This is a genomic window from Paucilactobacillus suebicus DSM 5007 = KCTC 3549, assembly GCF_001434475.1.
Lineage (GTDB): Bacteria > Bacillota > Bacilli > Lactobacillales > Lactobacillaceae > Paucilactobacillus > Paucilactobacillus suebicus.
The window spans coordinates 1-23487 of sequence record NZ_AZGF01000014.1 but is presented as its reverse complement, the minus strand read 5'-3'; the positions used below and the strand labels follow the sequence as shown (position 1 = coordinate 23487).

Sequence of the window (23487 nt, the reverse complement as noted above, 5' to 3'; positions counted from 1 at the left end):
ACTAAAATACTAGTTTAATTCTTTTAATTATCTTAGTATAAACGTGCAACAAACGGCTGCTCCCGGCCACATAAGGCTCCTAAGACCAAAATCCAAAAATTCAGGATTCTAGTCTTAGGAGCCTTATTTTGTGGGAGCGAAACGCCTTTTTTTCACTCTTTTTCACTTTGCACGAATCTGCCTAATATCATGAAGCATACTAACAAATTTAGCTAAATCATCCCTTGAGTACTTTTGCATCACTTCTTGAGCCTGCTTTAATAATGCTTGATCTAATTTGGTGTGAACAACCGCCAATTCACGTCCTTTATCCGTCAATCGCACTAAAACTTCTTTATTATTTTTGGTATCTCGATATTTATATGCAACATCGTATTTTTCCAACTTAGTCAGCACCCGTGAGACCGTCGCCTGAGAAACACCCGTCAACGATGGCAACTGTTTGGCGTGGTATGAGTCATCCCATGCTAGTTGAACCATGACTTTGATATCTGTAGTACTCAAGTGGGCAATAATTTCTTTTAGTTGCGGATCATCGACATGATTTGCAGCCCATATTTTTTCATCATCTTGAATGCCATCCTGGCTAATAAACATACTGAGTTCATCAAAAATATCATTAACGTATTGATCAGCCATTGTAATCTCCTTGCTATATTTATTCATGTGAATAAATAATTGAATTTTTGTTATTAATGCCTATAATACAATATGTATTCACATGAATCAATAATATGAAGGGAAGTATTATCATGGCAAAAATTGCTGTAATCCTTGGCAGCGTTCGTCAACACGGCGTTGGCATTAACTTATTTAACTACTTAAAAAATCAAAAATCAGATATTGAAACATCATTGAATGTAGAACTGACATTTCTGAATCTAGGACAATACAACTTACCGGTCTTCGATGAGGACGTACCCCCAATGGCTAATCAAAATCGTCAACTGCCAGCCAATCAGCAACAATGGCTTGACGACATTCAGGATGCTGATGGCTATATTCTCATGTCACCAGAGTACAATCATTCGTTACCAGGTGGTCTCAAGAATGCGCTCGACTACCTCGCATTTCAGGCTCAGGGTAAACCAGTTAAAACACTGGGTTATTCTGATAATTCGCGCGGTGGTCAGTTTGGGGTGGCCGCACTTATTCCGGTATTGCAGCGGTTAGAGATGATTGTTTTACCAAAACCCGCTTTAATCGGCAATATTCCCGCTATTCTTGATGCAAAAGGCACCATCATAGATGATCAAGCTAGTACCAAATTACACAGCGGTGTGGTAAAAATGTTTAAGGAAATTAGTTTCTATACAACATTGCTAACTGCCAATCCATTTCCAAGAAATTAAAAAGAACTCTATTAACTAACTACACGTGGTAGGATTAGTTAATAGAGTTCTCTTTGTCACATGTATTTTATGGGCACGGACGAACTTGGACTAAGCGATTGGAGTTGGCGAAATGAACTACAATGTTTCATATAATGACTACATTATGACTGTCAAAAATGACTTGAACACGTATCAAAAAATATTATTATCAAAGGGATTATCTGAAGACGACCTAGAAACAATTAGAAATACTAGTGATATTTATAAACTCCCATGGCGCATCATTAGGCCAATGACAAAAGCTTACATGGAACTCCAAATTGCCACCATGAGTCAGGATGATCAATTTGTTTTGCTAAAAAGTAAAATTATCCGCCTATTAAGTGACGAGACCGATGGATCAGAAGAAGGAAAAATGATGGAGGATTTGTTTCTATTACTTTCTGACGATATGGCTGCTAATGTGCGGCTGTACAATAATTACAAAGTCCTAAAGCACGACCAAAAAGAAAACTAGGTAACCTACCGCGCCGATGTTCGGTGCTTGCTCAGGTATGATATTATCAAATCTTCTAACAAATCGGCAACACTTGTATCGTTTTCAACAGCGATAATCTTCATACGCTTGATTAATTCAGGATCAAGTGTCGTCGTAAATTTCTTCTTTTGCATTTCATCAACCCCTTAACCATTATTTGCCTACACTGTACAGGACTACTTCATAATAATAAACACGTATACAAGACTTTTTTTATTTAATTATTAACAAAATTTTATGAATGTTTGCTAAAAAATGTTTGACCATATTAATGCATTCGGCTATCAAGTATGCACGCATGCCCGACAATTGGGCCATTCGAGTGACCAAAAAAACTAAGAGGCTGATAGCCATCTTAGTTCTTTTTTCATTCGTTACTAATTTTATTTTTCTGTACACATACCGTTATCACTTGGACGATGAAACATCAATTCAGCGTGTTCTAAATTTAATACCCGCCGCGTTATTAAAGAAAATGCTCCCCAGATACTCGAAAACTCGGCACGTCTCATTTGAATAATTGGAATTGGTAGTAGTTGCTCCGATAGTCGGTCTCGGTACTGACGATTAATGTCCGATAACAATGAAGGAATTGTATCGATCAAGCACGAACTGATAAATATTTGGTCCGGATCATAATACTTACTTGAATTGATTATTAATTGAGCTAAATGCGCCGTGAATTCATTTAACACTTTCACTGTCTTTGTGTCGTGTTGTTGATACAAACTCGCAATTTTATCACGGTTTAATTGTGACACAATTCGTCTACCAAGCACTTTTTTGACAACAGCCTCCTCAGAACAAAAGTCTTCCGCTTTATAAGACATTTGCTGATTATCTTTGCTGGTCGCAATCACGTGTCCAATTTCTCCTGCACCACCACCATCCCCATGGTACAGTTGATGATTGGCAATCGTACCTGCTCCAAGACCTCGGTGGATACTAATCGCTAGTAAATTACGTGTTTGGCCGGGGTTTGAGTGAAAATCTCTTGCACAAATTGCAACTAAGTTAGCTTCATTTTCTTGGATTACCTGAACATGGTAGCGCTCTTCAAAGTAGGCGGCCAAATCAAGATCATGCATATCTAGAAATGGTGAATTAATTACTTGATTATCTACCACTGGTCCATGAATAACAAAGCTCAACCCCAGCAAACCATGGTCAGTCTGATCTTGGCTTTTTAGCATCTTTAACTGATTCTCGATCATATCCAGAATGCTTTCAATCGATTTGCCGTCAGTGTTAGATTTATGAAATGTCAACACGTGGCCAGATAGATCATTACTGACAATTAACATTTCATGGATGCCAAAATCAATTGAAACACTATAACCATAATCGTCATTGATCGCTACCATCACTGGTTTACGTCCACCATTTTCACCCACGGAACCTTCGCCGAGCTCCACAACGTACCCAGCACTCTCTAATTCACGGAATAATACGGTAATACTAGACCTAGTTGTGTTCATCTGTTGTGCTAATGATGCGCGAGAAACCGGCTGTTCATTCAGAATTCGTGCCAGCACTGCATGGAGATTATGTTCATGCAATAATCGTGGGTTGATAATTTGGCTGTCAATCGGTATTTCATCTAAGAACGCCATTGGTTTCTCCTTTGAGTTGAAAAGTTTAAATTAGTCACCGTTAATATTACAATTTCCTAGTTTCAAATCAAACCCCCATTTTAAATTAAGTCACAAAAGTCCGATGTTCTAAAAAATTATAAAACTATAATCAATGCGGCAATTTGATTTATCAACCAGTAACATCCTGTGCTATAATCTGGGCATGCAAATTAAATATGATCAAATTCAAATAGAAAAATTTTTAAATAAATATTGGCCCAATGATTTATTCACATTAGACTGGAACAATGTTCTGTCTAATAGTAAAGATCCACAATTGTTTGCTGCGTTTGATGGTGACAAACTCATTGGCATTGTTGCATACAACGAGGGAATTGACAAAACCTACGCAAATTTAATCAACATGGAAGTAATAAATTCATATTGGTGCAACGATGTCCGTGAAGCGTTACTGGCAAGAGTGATCCAAAAGTCGTCGGACATATGCTCTGAAACATATATCCAAGTTAACGTTAAAAATGGTGATTCACAATTCTACGAAGACAACGGTGGTGTTCTGTTCGGCAATCGGGTGATCTTTTTCCCCAGTGTCAGTCAGGAAGTTATTAAAAAATATTTATCGAGGTAAATGAAATTGGACTCAATTAATAAAGCAGTTGACCCAACCGATATTAGTGAAGTTGAGCAACAATTAAATATTTTTAAGCAAGTTTATGCTACTAGTGCTACCGGTTCCGCAGATTTTATTCAGGCAACACAACAAGATAATGAACTAACCTATTCTAATGTCCCTTTTAGACTATTTTTGTTGATTGCATATAACTTAGATCACGAAATCACGGTCCACGATACCGCTAAGTTAATTGTTGCTGGAGCACGTCATGAAGATTTAAGCACGGTTTTGCCTCTTGATCCGGAAACAAAAGTTGCAATTAGGTTCCAAGAAGCACGGGTAAAGTCCGGCTTAACGGAAAAAGAAATTGCGGCAAAGTCTGTAGAGCTAGACGAATATAAATTAATTAAGGCCGAATATGCGAGAATTCCACTTTCAATTAGCACCTGGGCGGAACTATTCAAAATTATTGGTACTAAAATCACGATTGATTTGTTTTAAACGCAAAAAGATCAGCAGCTACGCAATTAGTTGTTGATCTTTTTTTCTGGTGTATTACATTAATATTTCTTTTAATTATTGACTAACAGTAGCGTCAGCAGTTTGCGCTTCCGTGTAACTACCACCTTGTCGGCTTCCTGATGATACATGGATATTATATTGAGCATTTGAGGTTGGTGAAACGGTAAAGATGTCTTCACCCCAACCGTTACCAACAGCTTCAACTGAATAGCCACCGTCAGATGTAGCGTGACTATTATCTGGATCTGGAGTGTCTGATACGAGGAATGCACTGACGTTATCTGGTGCTTTGTGAATTAACGCAACGGCTTGATCGTACGTTAATGCTTGTACGGCGGAACTAGAAGAACTTGACGAACTGCTAGAACTGCTTTGTGATGAAGCAGTATCTGAGCTAGTTTGCACGGATGAATCTGAACTAGAGGTCTTCTTAGCAGATTTGTGTGAACTAGACTTCTTAGACACACTGGTTTTACTACTTGATGAACTGGATTTTTTATTACTCGAGTTACCGCAGGCCGCCAGTGATAATCCCATAATTAGGGTGGCAGATACAACTAAAGCTTTTTTCATATGATGTTATCTCCAAATTATTTATTTACGGTTTTAATTATATAACTATAAATTCAGTATTGTGAGAGCATCGTTATTTTTTTATTTTGCCTCTCTCTAGATTTGTATTTGGCATTTCAGTCTAAAAACAACTGACATCAAAGTTCAAAATACTCATTTTTATTATTTTCTTGCCGAAACGTAAAAAAAAGGCCAGATGCCTGCCATGTAAGCCAAAAAATCATCGTATCCACAATTCAGAATACTTATTTTTACTATTTTCTAGTCGAAACGTGAAAAAAAGGCCAGATGCCTGCCATGTAAGCAGAAAAAATCATCGCATTCACAATTCAGAATACTTATTTTTACTATTTTCTAGTCGAAACGTGAAAAAAAGGCCAGATGCCTGCCATGTAAGCAGAAAAAATCATCGTATCCACAATTCAGAATACTTATTTTTACTATTTTCTAGTCGAAACGTGAAAAAAAGGCCAGATGCCTGCCATGTAAGCAGAAAAAATCATCGCATTCACAATTCAGAATACTTATTTTTACTATTTTCTAGTCGAAACGTGAAAAAAAGGCCAGATGCCTGCCATGTAAGCAGAAAAATCATCGCATTCACAATTCAGAATGCAATGATTTTTCTGCTTACATTACGGCATCTTAACGGCCTTTTTTTCACTCTTTATTTTGCTGTACCATACTTCGCCTGAATATCTTGTGCTTTTTGCAGCAACTTAGTCATTTGACCATTCTTTTGAAGTTTAGTGATTGTCTTATTAACTTGTTTCATCAACTTCTTATCACCCTTACGTCCAGCAACACTTAAGTGTTGATCCGTCTTTGGTGTCGTTAACTTGATCTTTGCCTTAGCATACTTGTCTGGATAATTCTTAACGTAGTTGTCAGCAATTTCACTTTCAACAACAACACCGTTTAACTTGCCGGACTGCAATTCAGTCGTCAAGCTTGTGACCAATCCTTCAGTGACGACGTTGCCACTTGTTTGAGCCTTAGCGATATCTTCTTGAGTTGAGGCTTGCTGTGCACCGATTTGTGCGTTCTTAGTATCCGCCTTGGTGTTGTACTTGTTAGCATCTGCTTTCCGAACTAACAAATAGTTGTTAACGGTATAGTAGCTCTTAGAAAAGGCTACTTGCTTTTCACGGGCCGGTGTATCGGTCATACCTGAGATAACAAGATCAACTTTGTTACCCTTCAAATCAGAAATCAATGATGAAAATTCGGTATTTTGAACCTTCAACTTAACACCCATATCTTTGGCAATTTGTTGAGCAATTAAAATATCATAACCGGTAATTTGCTTCTTACCATTCTTAACAATTGGAAATTCAAATGGTGCATAGTCGGCAGATGTTCCCACAACCAATGTGCCGCTATCCTTAATCTTTTTCAAACTAGTATCGTTGTTCTTGCCACAACCAGCTAGTCCAATTGACAATACCATGACGAGCCCCATCGCCACTAACCAACTTTTTTTAATCCACTTCTTCATAAACTATCCCTCCAAATATCTTTCATCTATTTTTGAATATATATCCATATAATTGTTCAAACCGTCGACAAATCAACAATACACGCACGTTTTACAAAATATGTTATGTATAATGTTTCTTTATGATGAGAACATTATAATGCTATTTATGAATAAAATCAAGATAAATTTTGATTTTATTGTATAATAATTCTTAAAATGTGAAATTAATTCGAATTATATTGAAGTCAAAACAGCTAAATCTCATATATATACATAATCATTCAACCTATTCTGATCAAATTATTTATGCCGATTTCTAGATGTAATCGATTCAAGGTAACAGCTAATCGTTGATAAGTAACAGATTGGCAAGAAAAAAGTCTTACCCCAGTGTTGGGTAAGACTTTTTTGTCTGTTTTTTAAGCAAAGTGAGAATTATTATTGAAGACCAGGTGCGAAGTGGTACTTCAATGTTGTTATTATACAAAATTTGTACCTACAAGTCATTTAAACTATCAGCTTAGTTTAGTAAAATTCCTTCACTAACTTGTTGAATTGCTTTTCGAGTGACCTGTATTGGTTTCATTTTTAATTGTGACTTACGCGAAACTAGATAAATATGACGTTGCTGTGCCGGAACTAACGACACTGTTTTTGTATCCGTCAGCTGTTTAGGAATCGCAATTTCGGGTAGTACACCGATTGCTAAGCCATGACGAACCACAGCTCTGATGGCCGCATAATCTTGAAACGTTGCAATTTGGTGTGGTTGATAACCTGCCATGTGACACAAAGACCAAATTTTTTCTCTCAAATAAGCACCAGTCGGCTCCATTGCCCAATTTTCATGGCGTAAATCGTTAATCGAAACAACAGATTGTTGTGCCAAGGTATTATGACGATTAATCAGCACTTTTAGTTGGTCGGTTCCTAACTCTACGGCTGTTAACTCATCTGGAATGGTCACCATTTCACCAATATATGCAATAATTGCTAAATCAATTTGATGTGAACTCAGAGCGGTCAGGCTCTCTGGTGGCTCCATCTCTGCTAACACAAACTCGATGGCACTATGTTTGTCAGTAACACTTTTTACTGCTGGAACAACCAACGCCTGTAGCGAACTTGAAAAGGCACCAATTCGAACGATTCCTTGATAGTCATTCGCAGATGCATTTAAATTGCTCTCCACCGTTTCTAGTTGGTCAAGAATTGGTCGGACTTGTTTAACTAGTTCCTTACCAGTGGATGTCAGTTCAACATTTCTTCCCACTTTTTCAAACAGCGTCACATTGGTCTGTTCCTCTAGCATTTTCAACTGTGCTGAAACAGTGGCCGTTGTTACCGACATGACTTCAGCCACCCTACGCATTGTCTTCAAAGTATCAAATTGAACTAACAATTTTAACCGCCATAAATCAAGCATCGAACTTCTCCTTTGTATGACTTCACTAAAGTAATCATCAAATAATATTTGATTTTTTTACTATTTTCGTTAGGTTATTATGAAGTATATCTTGATGGATGGGGATCGTCAATCTATCTAAAAATGTATTCCGGAGGATTACCAATGACAGAAAAAGTTGAACAATTGATACAACAATATCCATTACTAAATAAAATGCGAGAGTATCAGCCAATTGATTGGCACAACCCTGAATTTGAAGAAGCCACAAAATTATCATTAACTCAGGCGGACGTATTCGATGCAAGCGCTCGATTCAACAGATTTGCACCTTACTTTGTCAAAGCATTTCCAGAAACTGAAGCAACCAACGGTATATTACGTTCTCCACTGATTAAAATTGATCAAATGCAACAAAAACTAGAGCAAGTGAATGGAGCGGATATTCCTGGTAGTGTCTATTTAAAGGCCGACAGTATGCTGCCGATCTCTGGTTCAATTAAATCCCGAGGTGGCATCTATGAAGTCCTAAAATTCGCCGAACAGGTTGCCATGAAGGAAACCAACCTGACTTATTCAGATAACTATTCAATTCTAGCATCCCCCAAATATCACGAAATATTTTCCCACTATGGTATTATGGTGGGTTCAACTGGTAACTTAGGGCTTAGTATTGGTATGGCAGCGGCCAGTTTTGGTTTTAAAACCACCGTCCATATGTCTGTTGATGCCCGCCAATGGAAAAAGGACCTACTTCGCAAAAACGGAGTGACGGTTGTTGAACATGATGATAGTGTCTCAGTGGCCATCGCCGATGGTCGTGCGCAAGCTGCTAAAGATCCTCAAACTTACTTCATTGACGATGAAGGCTCAAAGGACCTTTTCCTTGGGTATTCCGTTGCTGGTATTGAAGTTCAAAAACAACTTGAAGATCTTGGTATTTTCCCCAGCAAAGAATCACCAGTTTTCGTTTACTTACCTGCCGGTGTTGGTGGTAGTCCAAGTGGTGTCAGCTTTGGCCTGCAAATGATGATGCCGGAGGGCATTTATCCCGTATTTGTTGAACCAACCCATGTTCCATCTGTCACGATGGGCATGATGACTCATCTGTATGATCAAATCGCTGTGACCGACCTTGGACTGGATGGTAAAACTCTGGCAGATGGATTAGCCGTCCCAAGGTCTTCTAAAATTGCTGGTAGAATTATGCGTTCTCTTCTTTATGGTTCACATACCTTTGATGATGATGACATTTATCGCTATTTGACCATGTTGATAGATACCCAAGATATCCGTGTGGAACCGTCAGCAGCGGCCGGATTTAGTGCAATTAAATCCACCGTGGCACAGTTTGAACATCCTGAAAAGTTAAAAAATGCTACCCACATTGTTTGGGCTACTGGCGGTAAACTGGTTCCAAGCGACGAGATGAAACGTTACTACGATAAGGGTGAAGGGTTAATGCGTGAACTTCAACAATCGGTTAGTCGTTAAGCCTGGGACAAAAATTCCCGTTAATTTATAATCTATACAAAATGGACTAATTTAATTGCTTAATTTATCTAGTCTAAACGTGCAATAAAAGGCTGCTTTCGGCCACATAATCCCCCAAAGACAAAAAATCCAAAATTCAGGATTTTAGTCTTTGGGGGATTATGTTCTGGAATCAAAATATTTTTTTACCACTTTTATTTTTCGGTAGGCTTCTTGACCACGTGAACAACCATTACTTCGCCATCCTCATTAGGTGCCTCCAACCAGTGAAATTCCAGTGGTTCCATCAACACTGCTTGGCCTGGCACTAACGTGGTTTCTTGATCGTCAGTGTGAAAGACAATTTCACCTTTAATTGCGACGACTGTCACGGTCATCATCGAACGGTGTCGTTTAATTTGGGTCCCCTTAGGGATGGCCAACCGTACCAAACTATAATATTTTTTGGAAAAGAGCCGGTCTGGTCCTTCTGTCACTTCTGGATTACTTGAGAATACTTGCATCATTAACCTCCGTCACTTCAAATATGTATTTCGGATCAATTCGTAATAATACGATTTTATATAATCCGTTATGACGATTATAGGCCTTTTAGTTAGATTACCAAGGTTATTTATTAATTAGTCTTTAGTAAATATTCCAATTATATATCCAAGTTAGATTGATTTTCTAATATTAATCTGCGATCTGATTACCTTCAGATTAGGTTCATCATTCGTATGACTAATTCGATCAATCAATGTCTTCATTGCTTCCGTGCCAACCGATAAGGTATCCTGTTCAATACTGGTTAATGGTGGATTAGTTAGCGATGTCCAGTTCCAATCATCGTAACCACTTAAACCAATATCGGTCGGAATCTCAGCACCAACCTCTTCAATAATTTGTAGCATTAACATCAATAGTCGGCTGTTGCTGGTAAACACCGCCGCACGGGTGCCAGTTGCTTTCTTAATTTTGTTAACTAGTTGACCTCGAGTAGATTCATGCTGCAATTCATCTACCTCAACTAATTCAAAGTTGATTGAGTTCGCATCAGCAACCGCTTTTAAACCATTAACACGATTTAGTCGTGCCTGGGAGACTGAAACGGGCTCACTAACCATAATTACATTTTTGTAGTGATGACTGGCAATTAACTCACCAATCTGGTGAGTCGCATCAAAGTTGTCAACAACGACACCTGGCCACTGTTTGTTATCAGTAACTCGATCGACAAAAACCGTAGGAATAGTACTGGCTAATTCTTCATACACTTGGCTATTCCTGCTCATCGGCTGAATAATTAGTCCCTCCAATGCCTGATCACGTAATTTAAGTAGCGAGTCATGTTCCAGCTCAATGTCGTTAACAGAGTCCATCGTCAGTACTTGATAATTATGTTCACGTGCTACTTTGCTTGCACCACTGATTAGCCTTGAAGAGTACATGTTGGCCATATCCGCAACAACAAAACCGATCAACCCGCTCTTTTTGGTTTTCAAAGTTTGTGCCTGCCGGTTAGGATGATAATCTAATTCTTTGATCGTCTTTTCAATCTTTTGACGCGTTACTGGTGACATTTTTTTGAAATTACCGTTCAGATAGCGAGAAATTGTGGATTTCGACACTCCAGCCTGTTTAGCCACTTCACCAATCGTTAACTTAGTCATTTTGCCAGCGCCTCCGTTCAAACATACTATCCACATTGTACCCGTTAACAATAGTCTTTCACAGACTGATTTAACCGAACATGCTCCACGCGATCAATTCATTAATAATCGCAACAACCCAAACGACTGGCAGTCCTGTTTTAATAAATTGTCGACTATCTAGCTTAGTATAGGTTAGCGCCCAAATGTTCCACGACTGAGTTACATCAATCGCCACTGCCAAGAGTGTTGGCACATACAGCACTGGTAATAAAAACCATTGTGAGAACAAATGAGTAGCAGTTAAAACAGCCGCAGTGGCCGCACCGGCACCCCACACGTGTAAAGGTCCTCTAAATAAGGCTAGCGGAGCTAAAATACCCAATCCTAGCGCTAACCACAATGTGTTATGTGGTAAAATTGCCGAAAAAATAGTTCTAAATCTACCAGTATTCAATGCGGCCGCCGCAGTGAATGTCGATAGTGCCAGTAAGAAGAATATTAAATCGGCAATATCAGCAACCGCCCTTTTCATTGTACTGTTCATAAATGCCAGCCCATGGTCTTTACTAGTCAACTGGCCCGTCAGTAACATGACTAGAACGGTAGAAATAACCAACGCCGGTACCGCATCCCACCCAAATAACATGTTTAGAAGAACTGGCACAATTGGAATAATATAGGTTACGTATTGCCAGCGATGATGTATCTGTAAAATTGCAGTCTTCGACGTTGCCGCAGTATCACTCATCTTTTTACCACGTAAATTAAACTTTTTCCTATTCAATAATAGAAAAATAATTACTGCAATCATTTGAATCGTCGCCCCAATCCAACCAAACCTCAAGTAACGGGTGCCATATGTGACATCGGGGAAGAAGGTCTTCACCTGATTAAACAGCACCACATTAACGTACATAGCTGCGCCAATTGACATTGTAAATGCAGTTACCGAAATCTTTTTGGGCATACCTAACGAAAATAAGATGGGTAATAATATGACTCCGATCGCAATAACTGAGCCCACACCGTAAGCGCTAACAAAAATAAACATCGTCACTAAACAAACTAAGATTGCGGCAATAATGGGGCTTTTTTTACCAACCTTTTGAGTTTGATAACTAATACTCCCAGCAATCCCGCTATCGACTAGTACTCGGCCAAACCAAGAACCGAAAACAATGTAAATAATGGTCGGTGCATAATTCAATACCGGCTTCGCAAATACCTCACTGATAGCTTGATTGAACGGGATCATCCCAATCACGGACCAAATTATCGCCATGCCAATAAAGCCAACCGTCAAATTACCACCTTTGATGATGTATACAATAAAAAGTACAAACGATATCAATAATAAACTCCCAATAACTGTATTAACCATAATTTCATCTCCTGGTAATTCTTTTTTGGGAAACCGGTTTCCTAAAAACTTTAAACTGAGTATAATCAGTTATCCGTCACTTGTCAACAATCAAAAAAATGTAAGAATAAAGAATTTTGTTTACATAAAATAAGGTCTTCAAGACTAAATCAAAAATAATTTAGTCTTGAAGACCTCTGTTATGGAACTTTTTTTGTGCACGTTTAGGTAAAACAAATTGAAATAATAAATTAGTAGTTTTAATAGATAATAGGAGCTTTTATCCCAACTTTTAAACTTTAATATTCAATTTCTATTTAATTTCACCCTTCCGAAAGGCTTGAATCATTGTCCAGGTTAAGCTAAGGGTATTGTCGTCATTTGGTATGTCTTGCCGTCTAAACCACTTCGTGACTGCTAGCTCTTCGCGATCATCCTTGTACTCATCATTTTCGTATGTTTCGTTATCGGCTAAATCAGCAAAAAAGCCGACTAATACCGACTGTGAAAATCCCCACGGCTGACTATGATAATACTCAATGTTTTTAACTTCTAAACCAGTTTCCTCATAGACTTCTCGCCGCACAGTTTCTTCCAGTGTCTCACCAATTTCAACAAAGCCAGCAATCAACGCATAGTGATTATAACCTGTCGAATACTTAGTTAGTAACAACTTATCATGGTTTCGAACACCCACAATAATTGCGGGCGAAATCCGTGGAAAAACTTCATTACCACAATTTGGACACACCATTTTGCGTTCACCATCGCCTAGCTGCATGTGGGCACCACAATGTCCACAGAATCGCGTTTTGGTGTACCACACAGCTAAATGAACCGCAGTCACTGTTGCGAATGCTTGCCATTTCGGCCTACTAGCTCGCACCACATTAAGTGAATCATATGCCAAGTTATCCCGTTCTGGTAATTCGCGATCAATAAAAAAGAAATCACGACCATGAATCGATAGTAAATGGATTGGAGTAAAGGACTGAGTCGGATAGTTTTTTTTGATATCCGCCATTACCGGCAGATGGTCATCGATAAACAGCGCTTGTTGCCCCTTAACGATGACCACATTATCAGTCAGCTTAATTTGCCGATGTACATATTGAGTGTTCATAATTTTTGGTTTAATATCCTGAAACATTATTAATTAACCTCTTTGTTTCTTACATTTAGTTAGAATACTATCACAGTCAGAGCCCTTTGACCGCAAAAAAAGTCCTGCTCTACAGCCAAGCAGGACTTTTACCGTTAATTTCTTTGAATAATACCTTGGAGAAATTGAAGTAATCGTGCGCACAAATGCTTCAATGCCTAAAATATACCAAACTAATTCCATCTTTTCATCTAAACTAAGTTAATAGTTTAATAAACTAACAACGAACGATGAATTTAAAGTCGCTGACTTAAGGACGCTGAAAATTGTTCAATCAATATCCGTTCAATGTCCGTTCGAAATGTTTGATAAATGAACGTTACATTGCTTATGATGATTGCGAGGCCATCAACCTTCACAGAAAGGATATGATTAAAGTGACAGAAAAAGATGAAAAAGAGTTTATTGAACCACTGATTGATTGTAGCTATGAAGATTTTCCTGAAGACAAAACCATCCCCGATGGCATTAAAAATTTAGATATTCCATTAACACCTATTAATCCCACAGTTCAGTTAAACGTACCATACGCTGTAAAGAGTGGTATTACTTTGCACCTTCACATCATCACACCACCCGTTAATCAAGATGATACGCGCCAATTTCCTTTAATCATGTGGGTGCAAGGATCTGCATTTCATAAACAAGATACAGCTGGTCAACTACCGGCCATGATTGAAGCAGCACGACGCGGTTTCGTTGTCGCCATGGTCGAATATCGTTGGGCACCAGATAATCCATTTCCAGCTCAAATTAAAGATTTGAAAACTGCAACTAGGTTCATGCTAAGCCACGCAAACCAGTATCACGTAGACCCACAACGATATCTTGCGTGGGGGAATTCTTCCGGCGGTCACACCGTTTCAATGGCAGTTGTAACCGCCAATATGCCTGAATTTGATGATGAGGATCCTACCGTGATGCCACTGAATTACCGGTGTTGCATCGACTACTACGGTCCGACAGACATTAGTAGAATGAACAAAGTTCCTTCAACACAAGATCACGTTACCGCACACAGCCTCGAAGGTGAGTTTTTTGGTACCAATAACGTGTACGAGGTCCCGAAGATGGTTCAAAAAGGTAATCCCATCACCTACGTCACAGATAAAAAACTACCACCATTTCTAATCATGCACGGTAATCACGATCGATTCGTTCCATTCAATCAAAGCGTGTTATTCTACAAGGCACTCAAGCAACATAATCAAAATGTGACTTTCTATCGATTGAATCATAGTGATCACACTAGCGACACTTTTTATTCAAAAGAGTCATTTGATATCACGTTTGATTTTATTAACAAGTATATTTAACCAGTAGCGGCTGAGAAATCTCTCGGCTGTTTTTTTTGCTCTAAGCACCGTAACAACAGCATCTACAATGATAATTTTTTGTTAATGAAAAATAATTATGTTTTTTTATTGACAATAACTGATCGATCAGTTATATTGTTCTCATGCGAAAAAAGAACCCACAAAACTTAATTTCAATTAAGCAAGCCGTGTACGATATCACCATTAACGATGGCTATCAAAACTTGAGCATGTCCAAAATTGCCAAGAAAGCCGGTGTCCCCCAAGCAACTATCTATCTTTATTACGAGAGTAAAGAGAAAATGCTGACTTCAATTTACGTTGAAGCTAGAGACATGCTGGATAACCAAACTAAAGTGAATTCCGAACCCGGTGATCATGTTGAAACAGAAGTTAAACGCCTATTTACCAGTTACTCAAAAACTCTTTTACTGCACCCTCAGCAAGCATTATTCATGAACATTGTTAATAACACACCTGAATTAATTGAAACAAACGTATACAAAGAAATGATGAATCGTAATCGCGACATTAGAGAACTAATTGACTACGGTCAAAAGACAAATCAAATTGCTGATTTACCATTTAACGTTATCGTTGCTTTCACATTTGATTCACTAAATTCACTACTCGAATATAGTTATAGTAGTGACGTTGAGTTAACAGACAGTCAAATTAAACAAGCAGTTAATTTATGTTGGAAAGTTATGGAAGCCTAACTAGATAGGCTTTATTTTTTAAAACAATTATAACTGATCGGTCGGTTATAAAAACAAAAAGGAGAAAACAATTATGAACAACAAAACAGCAATCGTTACAGGTGCATCAGCAGGAATCGGCAAGGCAACAGCAATCTATTTACACAAGCAAGGATACAAGGTATTTGCTGGCGCACGGCGGATTGATCACATGCAAGATCTAGTTCAACAGGGTATTGAAGCCCACGCTTTAGACGTAACCAGTCCTGAATCAAACCAAGCATTCGTAGATTTCGTTTTAGCAAATAGTAATTCAATCGACGTTATTGTTAACTCAGCTGGTTTCAGTATGCAGGGTGCATTGGAAGATGTAGCTCCTAAAGATGCTAAGAGTCAATTCGATGTTAACGTCTTTGGCCTAATGAATATCACTCAATTAGTACTACCAACGATGAGAGCACAACACTCTGGTAAAATCGTCAACATTTCCTCGATTGGTGGGCAAATGTACTCACCACTCGCTGGCTGGCACTATGCTTCAAAGCACGCTTTGGAAGCTGTCAGTGACACACTGCGAATGGAAGTAAAAAGATTCGGCATTGATGTAATTATCATTGAACCAAGTGGCACCAAAACTGAATGGGCTGGTATCGCGATGAAGACACTACTGGAACAGACACCGAAAGATTCGGCATATCGCGATATTGTGGAGGCCTACGCAGATGGAAGCTTCGATGGATTTTCAGACACTCCCGAACAAATTGGCGAATTAATTTACAAAGCAATTAATGCTCCTAAACCAAAGACCAGATACCAACCAAGTTTTTCAGCCAAAATGATGGTCATTGCGGCAAGAAAGCTATCTTACAAGGCATTTGATCGACGCTTATTTAAGCAATTTAGGGCAATGATTTCAAAATAGAGTGCGTAGAATCACGGTTTGAGACCGTGGGATAAGGAATATAAGGTAAATTAATTGCGTCCCTTGCAATTGGTTTGCCTTATGTTCTTTATCCGTTAGGTCTCAGTGATTCGGAGCACGTTTCAATAGAGTGCTGGAGGCCACGGGTTGAAGCTGTGGGATAAGAAGAAATATGTGAATTGATTGCGAGTTTGGCAATTGATTTGCATATTTTTTCTTATCCGTTAAGCTTCAGTGGTCTGGAAGCACGTTTCAAATACAGCCAAAGACAAAATTCTACAACACATCATTCCACTAAAAAAAGAAGAGTCAAAAGTTGACTCTCCATACATAAACCTTATTCAACAACTTGTTTAGTCTCAATAACTTTTCCCATTGTCTCTTTACCAAGAACCAGGATAGCAACGACAGCAACCATAATTGCCACAAAAAAAATGGTAAAAATCAACGTAAATGAGACATGAATCGCAATTAATTGTCCAACCATCAGAGGCCCAATCACCCCACCTAAACGTCCAACGCCAGCTGCAATTCCTGTTCCAGTTCCTCTAACAACCATCGGATATTGCTCGGGTGAATAAGCATATAGGGTCCCCCAGGCGCCTAGATTAAAGAATGAAAGTAGAATACCGGAAGTCAATAACATTGGTAGCCCTGTAGCATTACCAAATAAAAGTGCACTCACCGCAGTCCCCGTTAAAAAGACCGCCAACACAGACTTACGTCCCCATCTTTCAATTAACCACGCAGCTGAAAAATACCCTGGTAATTGCGCCAGTGTCATAATTAGAACATACCCAAAACTATCCACAATACTATAGCCTTTCATTACCATGACACTTGGTAACCACAAAAACATACCATAATAGGAAAAGACGACCATAAACCAAACTATCCACAGCATAATCGTTGATTTAGCGTACTGTCTTTGCCAGAGCGTTGCCATCCCCTTTATCGGTGACGAATGGCGCCTTGAATTTTGTTTCACCTCATTAAATGAATCATGAATACTATATCTCAGATAAATTCCATATAAAGCAGTTAGTGACGCCCCCAAAAGAGCCACTCGCCATCCCCAAACAGGAATCACAAAGTATGAAATTATGGCAGCTAACAGCCAACCACCAGCCCAAAAACTTTCAAGCAGTACAACTGTGCGTCCACGTTTCGCTACCGAAACACTTTCAGACACAAGTGTCGATGCAACGGGTAATTCTCCACCCAGTCCAGTTCCAACAAAAAATCGAATGATGATAAACATCGTGTACCCAGTTGCAAATGCTGATATTCCGCTACCAATCGAAAAAATTAATAGCGTTAAAATCAGTACATCTTTACGTCCGAATCTATCGGACATTGCGCCAAAAAAGATAGCACCGATCGCCATACCAATTGAGCCAACACTTCCTATCCACCCCATTGAAACACTGTCCAGTTGCCACTCTTTACCAAGTGCAGCGATCACAAATGAAATCATGCCTACATCCATTGCATCAAATAACCATGCAATCCCGGCAGATGATAATAACCGTTTACTTGTTTGTTCCCCGTTCACAACAATCAACCCCAATTTCTCTTTTTAGTTTATATGGTGTCAAGGCACCATAAACCACGACATAATGCTAATGTAGATAGGGTGTCTTGTCAACCAAAAATCGAAATATGTGCACAAAAGTAGCCACCAATCTACATCGGTGGCTACTTAAATTCATCTTCATGATCCGACAGATCGTTCATAAACCTAGCAACTAACCGTAATTCATCTGCCGAATATTCATTAGTTATTTGATCTATCATTCTTTGTTGAATGACCTGATGCATTTGATCATGTTGACGTGCAATTTCGATTCCTGCAACGGTCAGGTGGTAAAAAATTTTCTTTTTATCATCGGAATGTTTAACTGTTTCTACTAATTTAAACTGTCCTAACTTGCGTGCTGCTCTGGTAATGCCACCCTTTGTCACATTCTGTTGCTGAGCCAGCTCAACGCCAGTTCTTTCTCCATGCTCAAGTGCCGAAAGTATGTGTAACGCAACGATTGAAAGATGTGGCACGATCTGTTTGAGTTCTGACGATGCTAAATGGTTAATAATCCAGTTCTGTTCTCTAGTAACTTGGTCATTGCCATGTGAAGTACGCAATCTTCGCAAAGCCACTACCACATCATTTATTGTGTCGTCCATTAGATTCACCAGCCTGATCGTAATTTGCTTCAAGTATACTCTACCTAGAAATTGATTGCCTTAGTCGATGCCTCCACCAACGCCCGGTCCAAAATCACTTGTAGTTGATCACGATGGGCATCAGCACCCTCGATAAATAATTTATCGATTTCATCAATACCATAAAACTTCATCATGTTGGTTAAATACATATCACCCAGATCCATCAAAGATGAGCCACCCGTACTTTTAACACCAAAGGCTCGTTTAATTAAAAATTTGATCGTTGCCCATTTTCCACCAGCGTGATAAACATCACCGGATGCCTGAATATGAATCACTTTCTTATTTTTCAGTAACCCAACAGACCCATGATCCGTATACTTAAATGTCTTATGTGCGATTGCCGTTAAGTCTAAATACTGTTTCAATTCGGCAGGAAGAAAATGATTGTACATTGGGTTAATAAAAACATACTTGTCAGCGTTAATGAACTCATTTAACCACTCATCATGACGCTGCAACAACGTTCTTTCATCATCCGTCAACGGTTCTTCCATGTGTTGTTTCCTCCACGCATTCATCGTGAGGTCATTCATGGCAGGAACCCCGTCTGCTGCGTAAAGATCACGGGTAATGATTTCATCGTTTGGATGAGTTTGGCGATACTTATCGATGAATGCCTCACCGACCGTTAGTGAAAGACTATTTTCAATATGTGGATGTGCTTGAATTACTAATACTTGTGTCATAATACATCTTCCTTTCAAAGTTCACCATATAGTTGCTTGTCAACTAAATTTACTAATTATTATATCTATTTTTAGTTGCTTGTCAACTAAAAATAAGCAAAAAAACAAGGAACCACCATTTTAGTTGGTGTTCCCCTTGTTTCCGTTGTTATTCATCTCGCGCCTAAGTATCTCCACACCGTCAAATATCGATTCGACAATGTCCGTTATGTACACCTGTCGAACGTCCTCGCTAATCCTCAGTTTTGTGATCATGTCCATCTGCTCAGCATACTCTGAGTGGTGAGCATATCTCGTCGCCGCGTTAATTACCTCATGCATTGCTGGAGTCATGCTAAGGTGACCCGGTGCCACAAACTTCGGATTGGTGACCTCGACATAGTGCACAATTGCCTTAATCAGCACCCCATACATATCCATTTCGCTTTTCAGATCTCCCATTTACTGAATGCTTACATTTTGTACATGTATATATCATACATCAGTCCGCCGTCTAAACATACACGTATGATGATATATTTTTACTTTTTTGATATTTTTAATGGTTAAATACGTTAGCACGTGTTAAATAAAAGTATCACCATAAATTTACTTGTTCTTAACTATAAAATACCTAATATCGGCGGAAAAATCACTCGACTGAATCGGCTGATCATACAATCCGACATTCATTAGTTCATCCCCACCAAACTGCATCTGAGATTCAGTATCTGTGTACTGCTTATTAGCATCTAGTCCAATTAATTTAGTCAGATGAAAATCATTTTGGATCTGACTCAGCACGACAAAATTAAATAACAAAACTTCATTTTGATCAGGACTAACAAACATCCAAGCTACATGGTTCGATTCAAACGGACTCTCTAGTCGATAAAAATTTCCATACTGAATTAAGTGACGATGTTGCTTATAAAATGATACCTGTTCACGAATTTTATCTGTATCTTCTTTTGCTAATTTTGATGTATCAAGCTCGTAGCCTAACGTGCCACTGGCAGCGACCGCTCCACGCATATCCATGGAGGTATACCGGCCCAACAATTCATCCGGACTGGTGCCAACATGGGCGGTAATCGCCGAGATTGGATAAGCCAGCGATGTGCCGTACTGAATCTTCAATCTCTCGATTGGATCATTATTATCTGACGGCCAGCTCTGCGGCATATAGTACATAATTCCAGCATCAAAGCGACCGCCTCCGCCAGAACAACCCTCAAACAAAATATCGGGATAGCGTTTGGTTAATTTTTCCATCAAACTATAAAGGCCCAGCACATACCGATGTGTTGTCTCCCCCTCGTGTTCAGGAGTCACGGTATTTGAAAACACCTCAGTCAAATTACGATTAAAATCCCATTTGATATAGTCGACTGATACATGATCCAAAATCTTAGTCATTTGTTGATAAATATTATCAACAACCTCTGGCCTCGAAAAATCCAGCACGTATTCATCACGTGAAATAGTTCGCCCTCTATTTGGCACGCCAAGCACATAGTCTGGATGCTGACGATATAGATCAGAATCCTCCGAAATACACTCCGGTTCAAACCACAAGCCGAATTGCATTCCCTTATCATGTGTGTAGTCAGCGACTTCTTCTAACCCACCAGGTAATTTCTTAGTGTTAACAAACCAGTCACCTAAGGATGTCTTATCATTATCACGATGGCCGAACCAACCATCATCCAGCACAAACATTTCAATATTGCAGGACGCCGCCGAATCAATAATCTGTTTTAATTTAGCGGTATTAAAATCAAAATATGTGGCCTCCCAATTATTAATGACGATCGGTCGATCCGTCAGTTTATGCTTACTTGTCGCCACTCGTTCACGCAACAGGCTATGAAACGCTTGTGACATGCCATTTAATCCATGATCTGTATAGGTCATTAACACTTCTGGAGCCGCAAAAGTTGCCCCTTCTGCCAGCTGCCAGTCAAAATTATAGTCACTAATTCCAGCCATCAGTCTCGTTTGGTGAACTTGGTCGCTTTCCAAACTCATTTGATGATTGCCGGAATACACCAGCATCACCCCTAATGCCTCCCCGTCAAATTCATTGGTATTCGGTGCAACTAAGGCCACAAAAGGATTCATATGATGTGAACTAGATCCACGTTGACTTTCAAATTGGGTTAACCCACGCCTTAATGGCTGACGTTCAATTTGGCGCTCACGAGCGTAGCTTCCCGGCAGTGAAATTACATCAAGGTTTTGCTTGGGTAAATCCATTTGCATTGAAGCAATCTTTTCAATTGAAAATGAAGACGATGATTCATTTTTTAATTCAACATGTCGTGTAATGACCGGTCTGTCGCGATAAATTGTGTAGTACAACACTAATTTTGCATCAATGGTGGCATCTCGCATCGTGACCACCAAAGTCTGAGCCTCTTGATCGTTTTCTACATATGCGTGCGGCAGGCCACTAATATTCGGTTTGCCATTGATAATTTGATATCCCACATATCTGAAGTCAACCGTTCTCGCCCCATTGGCGGTTCTAATCACGCATGCTGGCAACCGATTATCGCCAGTATTATTACCAGAATATTCCTGCAACAATGTGTCCTTTGAAAATAAACGGTCGGTTGCCCCCGGTAAATTACCGGAATGACTGCGATCCATGCGCGGATAATGACGTTCTCCATGATACTGATTAACATACTTACCAAAGTAGAGGTGTGCCAGTAATCCACCATTCTCCACTGACAAGATGTACGAAATCAGACCATTGTGTAAGTGAAACACGTTTTCTTTTACTTCAATTAAATTCATCGTCATCCTCCAATTAAAGAATATTATCTAATTATCATTGTAACCGCTTCAATACCATTTTCAACGACTTCTACGTTGTCTTACAAAGAACATGAACATGGTATAATCGTCTCAAATAACTACTGGAGATAACATATGAGTCTAGTCGATCAAATTTTTAAAAATAAAATAGCCAATCAATCTAAGCTAATCGCCTACGGTTTCGAGCGTTCAAATTCTGGATTAAAATTTGTCACAATTTTGCCTGATAGCAAATTTAAAATGACGATTGTTATTGGTAAAAACAATCTAATTACCACATTAGTCGTTGATCCGGTCACGAATACTCCGTATACGTTGCACCTCAGCAACAGTAACGTCGGCGGTTTTGTCGAGGGCGTGCGTCATGATTATCAAACCGTCCTCAAAAGCATTGCTGAGCATTGCTTTGATACTGAAATTTTCAAGAATCCACAAACTAAACAATTAATTGAGTATGTTCGCAAACGGTATGGGGATGAACTAGAGTTCTTGTGGCAAAAGTCCCCGAATAATGCAATATGGCGAAGACCCGACACGCAGAAATGGTACGCAACTATTTTAACGATGGACACCCACAAACTAGGGGTAAAAAATGGTCATGTTGATGAAATTATTGACCTGCGAATCCAGCCGGGAAAAATGGCCGATCTTGTTGATAATTATCAATATTTTCCCGGGTGGCATATGAATAAAAAAAACTGGTATACGATTGTGCTAGACGGATCAGTACCGTTTTCTGAATTGGTCGAGAGAGTCGATAACAGTCGAAACATGAATCTAACAAAATAGCACAAAAAACTACGGTGCGTTATTTATTCAACGCACCGCAGTTTTTTCGAATTATCTATTTTTCTTGGCACCCAATTTTGAAAGGCCAAATAATCCTGTAAATGCTAGAGCTAGAAGTCCCCAAACTGAAGATTGTTTTTGATCGCTTGTCTGTGGTAATTCTTCACCGCTTCCAGTCTTCTTAGCTGTGGCCTTGGTACTTTCCTTATTTGTTGTCTTGGCCAATGAAACAGTCTTCACAACTGGCTTAACTTAAGAATAATTTTCCTGTTCAGGAGCATCAGATTCCATCGGAGATTCCGGATCCACTGGTTCTTCTGGATCCACTGGTT

25 protein-coding genes are annotated in these 23487 nt (G+C 39.1%); 9 read left to right on the top strand and 16 right to left on the bottom strand.

The genetic code is table 11. The annotated features are described in order from the left end of the window. Positions 1–162: 162 nt before the first annotated feature. Positions 163–639, bottom strand: a complete 477-nt coding sequence (locus FD16_RS07030; protein WP_010622658.1) for a transcriptional regulator, SarA/Rot family — start codon at positions 637–639, stop codon at positions 163–165. A gap of 113 nt (positions 640–752) precedes the next feature. Between FD16_RS07030 and FD16_RS07025 the strand changes: the two genes are divergently transcribed. Together FD16_RS07025 and FD16_RS07020 are read left to right on the top strand one after the other, a co-directional pair. Continuing rightward, the gene (locus FD16_RS07025; protein ID WP_010622657.1) at positions 753–1352 is read left to right on the top strand and encodes an NADPH-dependent FMN reductase; all 600 of its coding nucleotides are present in this window, start codon (positions 753–755) and stop codon (positions 1350–1352) included. A 112-nt stretch (positions 1353–1464) separates the two neighbouring features. Continuing rightward, a complete protein-coding gene (locus FD16_RS07020) occupies positions 1465–1851 on the top strand; it encodes a hypothetical protein (protein WP_010622656.1) in 387 nt (128 codons plus the stop codon). Between the two features lie 5 nt (positions 1852–1856). Here the strand turns inward: FD16_RS07020 and FD16_RS13030 are convergent, their stop codons facing one another. Both FD16_RS13030 and FD16_RS07015 read right to left on the bottom strand, forming a co-directional pair. After that, positions 1857–2006, bottom strand: a complete 150-nt coding sequence (locus tag FD16_RS13030; protein ID WP_010622655.1) for a hypothetical protein — start codon at positions 2004–2006, stop codon at positions 1857–1859. A 249-nt stretch (positions 2007–2255) separates the two neighbouring features. Continuing rightward, positions 2256–3485, bottom strand: coding sequence for an ROK family transcriptional regulator (locus FD16_RS07015; protein ID WP_010622654.1), 1230 nt, complete (start codon positions 3483–3485; stop codon positions 2256–2258). 133 nt (positions 3486–3618) lie between these two features. Here FD16_RS07015 and FD16_RS07010 point away from each other — a divergent pair, with 133 nt between their 5' ends. Together FD16_RS07010 and FD16_RS07005 are read left to right on the top strand one after the other, a co-directional pair. Further along, positions 3619–4095, top strand: coding sequence for a hypothetical protein (locus FD16_RS07010; RefSeq protein ID WP_010622653.1), 477 nt, complete (start codon positions 3619–3621; stop codon positions 4093–4095). Between the two features lie 6 nt (positions 4096–4101). Next, the gene (locus tag FD16_RS07005; protein ID WP_155804381.1) at positions 4102–4581 is read left to right on the top strand and encodes an XRE family transcriptional regulator; all 480 of its coding nucleotides are present in this window, start codon (positions 4102–4104) and stop codon (positions 4579–4581) included. 75 nt (positions 4582–4656) lie between these two features. Here the strand turns inward: FD16_RS07005 and FD16_RS07000 are convergent, their stop codons facing one another. The 3 genes from FD16_RS07000 to FD16_RS06990 all read right to left on the bottom strand — a co-directional run bounded on the left by FD16_RS07000 (position 4657) and on the right by FD16_RS06990 (position 8081). After that, positions 4657–5175: a hypothetical protein gene (locus FD16_RS07000; protein ID WP_010622651.1), complete on the bottom strand. Its 519-nt coding sequence runs from the start codon at positions 5173–5175 to the stop codon at positions 4657–4659. 667 nt (positions 5176–5842) lie between these two features. After that, the gene (locus FD16_RS06995; RefSeq protein WP_010622650.1) at positions 5843–6673 is read right to left on the bottom strand and encodes a transporter substrate-binding domain-containing protein; all 831 of its coding nucleotides are present in this window, start codon (positions 6671–6673) and stop codon (positions 5843–5845) included. A 502-nt stretch (positions 6674–7175) separates the two neighbouring features. After that, positions 7176–8081 (bottom strand): LysR substrate-binding domain-containing protein, encoded by a 906-nt coding sequence (locus FD16_RS06990; RefSeq protein WP_010622649.1) that lies wholly within the window; start codon positions 8079–8081, stop codon positions 7176–7178. A 144-nt stretch (positions 8082–8225) separates the two neighbouring features. Here FD16_RS06990 and FD16_RS06985 point away from each other — a divergent pair, with 144 nt between their 5' ends. After that, entirely contained in the window at positions 8226–9554 is a 1329-nt protein-coding gene (locus FD16_RS06985) for a D-serine ammonia-lyase (protein ID WP_010622648.1), read from the top strand. Positions 9555–9748: 194 nt separating this feature from the next. On the opposite strand, the gene FD16_RS06980 is transcribed toward FD16_RS06985, so the two are convergent. The 4 genes from FD16_RS06980 to nudC all read right to left on the bottom strand — a co-directional run bounded on the left by FD16_RS06980 (position 9749) and on the right by nudC (position 13698). Beyond that, complete coding sequence (locus FD16_RS06980) at positions 9749–10057, bottom strand: cupin domain-containing protein (protein WP_010622647.1); 309 nt, start codon at positions 10055–10057, stop codon at positions 9749–9751. Between the two features lie 153 nt (positions 10058–10210). After that, entirely contained in the window at positions 10211–11206 is a 996-nt protein-coding gene (locus FD16_RS06975; protein ID WP_010622646.1) for a LacI family DNA-binding transcriptional regulator, read from the bottom strand. 70 nt (positions 11207–11276) lie between these two features. Further along, positions 11277–12569, bottom strand: coding sequence for a hypothetical protein (locus tag FD16_RS06970; protein WP_010622645.1), 1293 nt, complete (start codon positions 12567–12569; stop codon positions 11277–11279). Positions 12570–12861: 292 nt separating this feature from the next. Next, positions 12862–13698 carry an NAD(+) diphosphatase gene (gene nudC, locus FD16_RS06965; RefSeq protein WP_010622644.1) on the bottom strand — a complete coding sequence of 279 codons (837 nt, stop codon included), beginning with the start codon at positions 13696–13698 and terminating at the stop codon, positions 12862–12864. A gap of 380 nt (positions 13699–14078) precedes the next feature. On the opposite strand from nudC, the gene FD16_RS06960 reads away from it, so the two are divergent. The 3 genes from FD16_RS06960 (at position 14079) to FD16_RS06950 (ending at position 16646) form a co-directional block, all read left to right on the top strand. Further along, entirely contained in the window at positions 14079–15026 is a 948-nt protein-coding gene (locus FD16_RS06960; RefSeq protein WP_155804385.1) for an alpha/beta hydrolase, read from the top strand. Between the two features lie 143 nt (positions 15027–15169). Next, positions 15170–15745 (top strand): TetR/AcrR family transcriptional regulator, encoded by a 576-nt coding sequence (locus tag FD16_RS06955; protein WP_010622642.1) that lies wholly within the window; start codon positions 15170–15172, stop codon positions 15743–15745. Between the two features lie 73 nt (positions 15746–15818). After that, positions 15819–16646, top strand: coding sequence for an oxidoreductase (locus tag FD16_RS06950; RefSeq protein ID WP_010622641.1), 828 nt, complete (start codon positions 15819–15821; stop codon positions 16644–16646). 337 nt (positions 16647–16983) lie between these two features. Here the strand turns inward: FD16_RS06950 and FD16_RS06945 are convergent, their stop codons facing one another. From FD16_RS06945 to FD16_RS06925, 5 genes are all read right to left on the bottom strand, one after another. Beyond that, positions 16984–18135: an MFS transporter gene (locus FD16_RS06945; RefSeq protein WP_081479634.1), complete on the bottom strand. Its 1152-nt coding sequence runs from the start codon at positions 18133–18135 to the stop codon at positions 16984–16986. A gap of 209 nt (positions 18136–18344) precedes the next feature. Then, positions 18345–18830: a MarR family winged helix-turn-helix transcriptional regulator gene (locus tag FD16_RS06940; protein ID WP_029508408.1), complete on the bottom strand. Its 486-nt coding sequence runs from the start codon at positions 18828–18830 to the stop codon at positions 18345–18347. A 44-nt stretch (positions 18831–18874) separates the two neighbouring features. Next, entirely contained in the window at positions 18875–19561 is a 687-nt protein-coding gene (locus FD16_RS06935) for an FMN-dependent NADH-azoreductase (RefSeq protein WP_010622638.1), read from the bottom strand. Between the two features lie 120 nt (positions 19562–19681). Beyond that, on the bottom strand, positions 19682–20002 hold the full coding sequence (locus FD16_RS06930) for a hypothetical protein (protein ID WP_155804379.1): 321 nt from the start codon (positions 20000–20002) through the stop codon (positions 19682–19684). A 147-nt stretch (positions 20003–20149) separates the two neighbouring features. Then, entirely contained in the window at positions 20150–22345 is a 2196-nt protein-coding gene (locus tag FD16_RS06925) for an alpha-galactosidase (RefSeq protein WP_010622636.1), read from the bottom strand. 135 nt (positions 22346–22480) lie between these two features. On the opposite strand from FD16_RS06925, the gene FD16_RS06920 reads away from it, so the two are divergent. After that, a complete protein-coding gene (locus FD16_RS06920; RefSeq protein WP_056938542.1) occupies positions 22481–23155 on the top strand; it encodes an MmcQ/YjbR family DNA-binding protein in 675 nt (224 codons plus the stop codon). Between the two features lie 51 nt (positions 23156–23206). On the opposite strand, the gene FD16_RS12765 is transcribed toward FD16_RS06920, so the two are convergent. Beyond that, positions 23207–23380 carry an LPXTG cell wall anchor domain-containing protein gene (locus FD16_RS12765; RefSeq protein WP_155804378.1) on the bottom strand — a complete coding sequence of 58 codons (174 nt, stop codon included), beginning with the start codon at positions 23378–23380 and terminating at the stop codon, positions 23207–23209. Positions 23381–23487 lie beyond the last annotated feature (107 nt).